6 protein-coding genes and 1 pseudogene are annotated in these 5,846 nt (G+C 26.8%); 2 read left to right on the plus strand and 5 right to left on the minus strand.

The features are described 5' to 3' along the window. Window positions 1-103: 103 nt before the first annotated feature. The 3 genes from CLPUN_RS03970 to CLPUN_RS03975 form a co-directional block, all read right to left on the minus strand. Window positions 104-262, minus strand: a complete 159-nt coding sequence (locus tag CLPUN_RS03970) for an aspartyl-phosphate phosphatase Spo0E family protein (RefSeq protein ID WP_077846083.1) — start codon at window positions 260-262, stop codon at window positions 104-106. A gap of 117 nt (window positions 263-379) precedes the next feature. After that, on the minus strand, window positions 380-514 hold the full coding sequence (locus CLPUN_RS29110; protein WP_278281599.1) for a hypothetical protein: 135 nt from the start codon (window positions 512-514) through the stop codon (window positions 380-382). A 156-nt stretch (window positions 515-670) separates the two neighbouring features. Next, complete coding sequence (locus CLPUN_RS03975) at window positions 671-847, minus strand: helix-turn-helix domain-containing protein (RefSeq protein WP_077846084.1); 177 nt, start codon at window positions 845-847, stop codon at window positions 671-673. Window positions 848-1,086: 239 nt separating this feature from the next. Here CLPUN_RS03975 and CLPUN_RS03980 point away from each other — a divergent pair, with 239 nt between their 5' ends. Beyond that, window positions 1,087-1,470 (plus strand): helix-turn-helix transcriptional regulator, encoded by a 384-nt coding sequence (locus tag CLPUN_RS03980; protein ID WP_077846085.1) that lies wholly within the window; start codon window positions 1,087-1,089, stop codon window positions 1,468-1,470. A 441-nt stretch (window positions 1,471-1,911) separates the two neighbouring features. Then, window positions 1,912-3,423, plus strand: coding sequence for a recombinase family protein (locus CLPUN_RS03985; RefSeq protein ID WP_077846086.1), 1,512 nt, complete (start codon window positions 1,912-1,914; stop codon window positions 3,421-3,423). Between the two features lie 30 nt (window positions 3,424-3,453). Here CLPUN_RS03985 and CLPUN_RS03990 read toward each other — a convergent pair. Continuing rightward, a pseudogene (locus tag CLPUN_RS03990) lies at window positions 3,454-3,879 on the minus strand (sigma-70 family RNA polymerase sigma factor); the annotation flags it as partial. Between the two features lie 152 nt (window positions 3,880-4,031). Beyond that, a complete protein-coding gene (locus tag CLPUN_RS03995) occupies window positions 4,032-5,654 on the minus strand; it encodes a penicillin-binding transpeptidase domain-containing protein (RefSeq protein WP_242954038.1) in 1,623 nt (540 codons plus the stop codon). Window positions 5,655-5,846: the final 192 nt, after the last annotated feature.

Consider the following 5,846-nt stretch of genomic DNA (forward strand, 5'->3'; position numbering starts at 1 on the left):
TAAAGTTGCTGATAAAAAGATATAAAGCTCTTCATCAAAGTAACCAGCATTAACTCTTTCCTCTAATTCTTCTAACGGAAAATCAACACCAAATTCAAGCATTTTACTGTCTCCTCTCATTTTTAATCATTTTTCTGTAATAATGTTCATTCATATATTTATCTAAATCTTCACTAGCTTCTATTAATTCTTTAGAACCTCTTCCATGTTTATCCCAAGCTTTATAAATATTTCCCCTTAGCTCTTCTTCTCTTTTATCCATCCATGCACTCCTCCTTTTAATAAATATTGTTCTATTTATAATTTTCAATTAATAGAATATAATGGGAGTATTTGAATTTTACTAAAAAGAGAATGTTTAAGGCTTTTCAGCCTATTATCACTCGTTTGTTTTTACTCTTCTCTTTCTCTGCATATCTCTTGCTATCTCTTCTAATACTCCCTTTACAATCTCAAGGTTTTTTTGATTCTCTTCTTGTGAGATGTTTGGTTCTACAATTTCTATCTCCACCATATTAACCACCTCGTTAAATGTATATTTTTATTTGTTAAGCAATATTCATAATAGTTTTACAAAAAGCAAGTTGTTAATTTGCTTTTTCTACATTCCTCTTTTTCTTCAAATTTTCAATTTTTCTTAATAACTTTAATTCTTGTTCTAAAATAATACTCATTTATTAATGCACATCCTTTCATCAAAGAGCTTGTCTAGTTTTTCCTGTTCTTCTTTTTTTAATTTTCTTTGTCCAACTTCTATGAGGTAATATGTGCTTCTACTTATTCCGAGTTCTTCACAAATACCTTTAATTTTCAAATTAGATTTAAGTCTTTTGGCTTTTACTTCCATGCACTCACCTCCATGTCAATAGAACAAAACAAATTTGTTTTATTGTAAAACGCACAAAATTGAAAAAAAGACCGTTCAAGTGATATTTTATGGCTTTTTCTTCATTTATCTAGTTTTTTCTATAAAACACTTTTGTTTTACAAAGTAGAATTATAACACATTTTTGTATTAAAAAATTCTTGAAATAACACATTTTTGTGTTATACTTTTTATATACAATTATTAGAAAGGGGATCATAATGTTTAAGGAAAGATTAAGATCGTATAGAGAAAATGAATTAAAATTAAGCACTAAGAGAGAAATGGCTGAAAAAATAGGAGTTTCCGAACAATTATATGCCATGGTAGAAAGAGGAGATAGGCTTCCATCTAATGATTTTTTAAGAAAATTAGTTCTATATAGTAACATGCCAGAAGAATATTGGAGATATGGAATTCAATCAGAAACTGATCTAATAGCGAAAAGAAAACAATTTAAATCAATAGAAAATACTACATTGGAACTAATCGATGAAGGCTACATAACTGATATTAATTTTAGCAAAGATGTAGAAGATCTTCTTATAACTGCTCTAAAAGCAGATATACAACATTTATTATTAAGAAAAAATAATAAGGATTAATCCTTATTATTTATATATATTATTATTGATTTTAAAATTAATAATTTTTTTATTCAACAATAATTCTAGTTGTTTTAATATTTCCAATTTTGTTACCTTCTTTCACTATATAAAGCCTAAGATCATTTTAAATAATAAAAATATATATTTAAATTTCTATATATATTTTCTGTTTACTTAGGTGTTTTTTCTTTTCTAAAAGTATTATACTACAAAATAAATTTACTGCCAGTAAACGTTCGACCTATTTCGAATAGGATTGTTATAACACATTTCTTATATTTTTATGAATAAAATACTATATTAGAGAAAAATGTAGAAAATGTACGCATTAATTAAAATATATAAAACCTAATTATTTAATAATTAAAATAACTTTTAAGTTCTCAGCATAATTGTTAGGTTTTATAATATATTTTTTGTAAAAGGAGCTTGAGTAAAGTGGATAGAATTTGTATTTATTTAAGAAAATCACGTGCTGATGAAGAAATTGAGAAAACTTTAGGAGAAGGAGAAACGCTTTCTAAGCATAGAAAAGCCTTACTTAAATTTGCTAAAGAAAAAAAACTTAACATAGTTGAGATAAAAGAAGAAATTGTTTCTGGAGATAGTTTATTTAATCGACCTAAAATGCTAGAGCTTTTAACAGAAATTGAAAACAAACAATATGCAGGCGTCTTAGTAATGGATATTGATAGACTTGGGCGTGGTGGTATGAAAGACCAAGGAATAATTTTAGATGCTTTCAAAGAGAGTGACACCAAAATAATAACCCCAGTAAAGACTTATGATTTGAATAATGAATTAGATGAAGAAATGACAGAATTTAAAACTTTCTTTAGTAGACGAGAACTTAAAACTATAACCCGTCGCATGCAAGGCGGGCGCGTTAGGAGCGTTGAGGATGGAAACTATATAGCAACTAATCCTCCACTCGGTTATGATATAAACTATATAAAAAAAAATAGAACATTAAAAATAAATAATGATGAGTCTGAAATAGTAAAGCTTATTTTTAAATTATATGTTGAAGGCGATGGTGCTGGAACTATTGCAACATATTTAAATTCTTTAGGTTATAAGACTAAATTTGAAAACTCATTTAGTGGTAGCTCTATTGTTTCAATATTAAAAAATCCTGTCTACATTGGTAAAATTACATGGAAAAAGAAAGAATACAAAAAATCTACTGACCCAGATAAAATAATGAATTGTAAAACTAGAGATAAAAATGACTGGATAATATCCAACGGCAAACATCCATCAATAATTGAAGAAACTCTCTTTAATCAGGCCAACTTAATTTTAAATGAAAGATATCATGTTCCATATAAGGTTAATGGAAAGCTTTGTAATCCACTTTCTGGATTAATCATTTGTGGAGTTTGCGGAAACAAGATGATTATGAGAACAGTAAAAAATAAGAAACGAATTATGTGTATTCATAAATGTGGTAATAAAAGTCTTAATTTTGATTACCTTGAAAATGAAATTTTGAAGACATTAAAAGAATATTTATCTAACTACAAAATTACTATAAAAACTGAAAATAAAAATATAAATACAGATATACATTCAAAGCAATTATTAGCATTAAACAAGGAATTAAATGCTCTTAATAATCAAAAGTTAAAGTTATTTGATTTATTTGAAAGAGACGTATATACAGAAGATGTGTTTTTAGAAAGATCAAAGAACATTGATGAACGTAAGACAAATATTGAAAATGAACTTATCAGATTAAATAATATGCTAGAACAAGAAAATAAAAGAGCCTCTGAAGACGATATAAGAATTTTTGAAAGTATGATTCATGGTTATGAAAATACAGATGATATAGTCTTGAAGAATAAATTTTTTAAATCTATAATATTTAAAATAGAATATTTCAAGAACCAAGGACAAAGGAATGATAACTTTAAAATAAGGCTATATCCTAAGTTGCTACGTTAGTGATACTTATATACATCATCACTAACGTAATTCATTTCCTTCTTTATCAACTCCAATTGGATCTTGAAGATATATTTCACTTTTCTGTTTTTTGTTATTCCTAAACAACATTAATATTTCATTTTCAATGCATCTTGAAGCATAAGTAGCAAGTCTAGTACCTTTACTAGAATCAAAGGAATCAATAGCTTTTATTAATCCAACAGTACCAATTGAAATTAATTCATCTACATCTTTATTAGGAAATGAATACTTTTTCACTATATGAGCGACCAATCTTAGGTTTCTTTCAATTAAAATACTTTTTGCAGCCTTATCTCCCTCTTTAAATTTCTTCAAATACATTTGTTCTTCTGCTTCATCTAAAGGCAATGGAAATGTATTGCTATTTGTTACATATCCCGTAAGAAAAAACGAATTACATATCAAGTCTATAAAGCTATTTAATACAAACACCTTTTTCCTCCATATCAGTGCTTGCTATTATAATATGTTTAATTTTCAGAAAAGTTGCGTGTACATATTTATTTTTTTATATTTAGTTATGCGAATATTTTTATTGTATGACTTTATTGATATTTAAATTAGTATTTTTCATTATATAAGGTCTAATCTTGTCTCATGTTTAAATTTTTAACTATATCCTTAAAAATTGGAGCTGCCGTATCTCCTCCACCTAACATCTCATTTTGACTATCTAATACTGATTTTATATCTGGTGTAAATACTATCATTGTATATTTCTTTTCCCCTATGTCAAAAAAGCCAGCAAACCAACCATGGGTCTGCTTATCGCCACCAGTTGCTGAACCCGTTTTTCCTCCAACATCTAAATCTCCTATATAAGCCTTTATTCCTGTACCTTTTATAATAACCTGCCTCATAGAATTTTTTATTAATTTAGCAGTGGTTTCACTATATACTCTTTTTTTATCAGTTTTAAATTCTTTTACTAAATTATTATCTTTATCTAAAATATCTTCAACTATATATGGTTTTATATATACTCCATTATTGGTTATAGTATTTATAGCACCTAACATTTGCACTGGTGTTACATTCATACATTGTCCTATAGAAATATTGTTTATTCCTGCTTCTTTAATTGGTTTTACTCCTTTTGCTTCATTTCTATTTCCACTTTCAAAATTTAATATTCTATTATACAATCCTTGTTTTTCTGAATATTCCATTAATTTTTCATATCCAACCATAGATCCTATCTCTGCAAATATATCATTACAGGATTTCTCAAACGCCTGCTCAACTGATAATCTACCATGCACCTCCTTACATATTTTACCATTGCATGTAAAATTGTTATTTATGTTCAATAATCCCATATCTAAAGCTGCTCCAAGTGTTATCACTTTATAAATAGAACCTGGTTCATATCCTATTTGCTGTATACCTAAGTTTATATTCGCTGCACTTTCGTCTTTTTGTACTATAGTTCTTATTTTTCCAGTATCGGCCTCCATTATGGTTATACCAACATTATTTAAATAAGAGTATTCTTCTTTATTTAAGACACCTCTAACTTTGTCTTCAATTTCTTTATCTATAGTTAACTTTAAATTGTTATTTTTATCACTTACACTTAATAATTGTTTTGTATAAACCGCTCTGCTATCTAAGTAAAATTCACTTTTAGGCTTTTCATTTTCCTTTAAATAATTATATAGTTCTCCTTCAAGTGATCCCACTTCATGTTCCTCATCTAATATTTTTGAAAACATGCTGCTAACACTCCATGCTTTTTTTATATCTGTTTCATCTGTAATATACGTATATATTCCTTTTACATTCTTGAGATTATTTATTTTATTATATGAATCTTCTGAAATATTGAAATACATCTTTCCACCTTGTTTCATTATTTCAGTATAGTTAAAATCAGGATTTTCAGACTTCATTATAAAATTTAAAGCCATTAAGTCTTCTAGCGTTTCTTCGTAATTATTTAAACTGAAGGGCTTTGTATCTATTACAAGTACATACTTATTCTCATACTTCATTAGATCTTTTCCATTAGTATCTAAAATCTTATAACTCATATTACTAATATTTTCTTCCTGGTGGTTTTGATATGAACTTTGAACTTTTTCAGATGGATATATTTGTAATATGTATAATCTTGCTGTTAAAACCATTATTATAGTAATAAATGTAGCTAAAATTTGTAATATTCTTTTGTTTCTATCAAACTTTTCAGTAAAAATAAAAAACACCTCCTTTAGCTTAAATTCTAGCCTTAAAGGTGGTGTTTTATTCAAAACTTTATTTAAAATTTAATTATATAAGTTCTAATTAATAAAATTCATAGCTTGGCAAAACAGCTTTATATTATTCGATGAGTTTGCACAAAATAAATCTAGATTTATTTTGTGAGGTGATTCAAATGGTTATTATAAAAGATAATC

The sequence above is a fragment of the Clostridium puniceum genome, from assembly GCF_002006345.1.
Classification (GTDB): Bacteria; Bacillota; Clostridia; order Clostridiales; family Clostridiaceae; genus Clostridium; species Clostridium puniceum.

Excerpts from the sequence above, each read along its gene's own strand:
- CLPUN_RS29110 (WP_278281599.1), bottom strand. The coding sequence starts at position 514 with ATGGTGGAGATAGAAATTGTAGAACCAAACATCTCACAAGAAGAGAAT.
- CLPUN_RS03970 (WP_077846083.1), bottom strand. The coding sequence starts at position 262 with ATGGATAAAAGAGAAGAAGAGCTAAGGGGAAATATTTATAAAGCTTGG.
- CLPUN_RS03980 (WP_077846085.1), top strand. The coding sequence starts at position 1,087 with ATGTTTAAGGAAAGATTAAGATCGTATAGAGAAAATGAATTAAAATTA.
- CLPUN_RS03975 (WP_077846084.1), bottom strand. The coding sequence starts at position 847 with ATGGAAGTAAAAGCCAAAAGACTTAAATCTAATTTGAAAATTAAAGGT.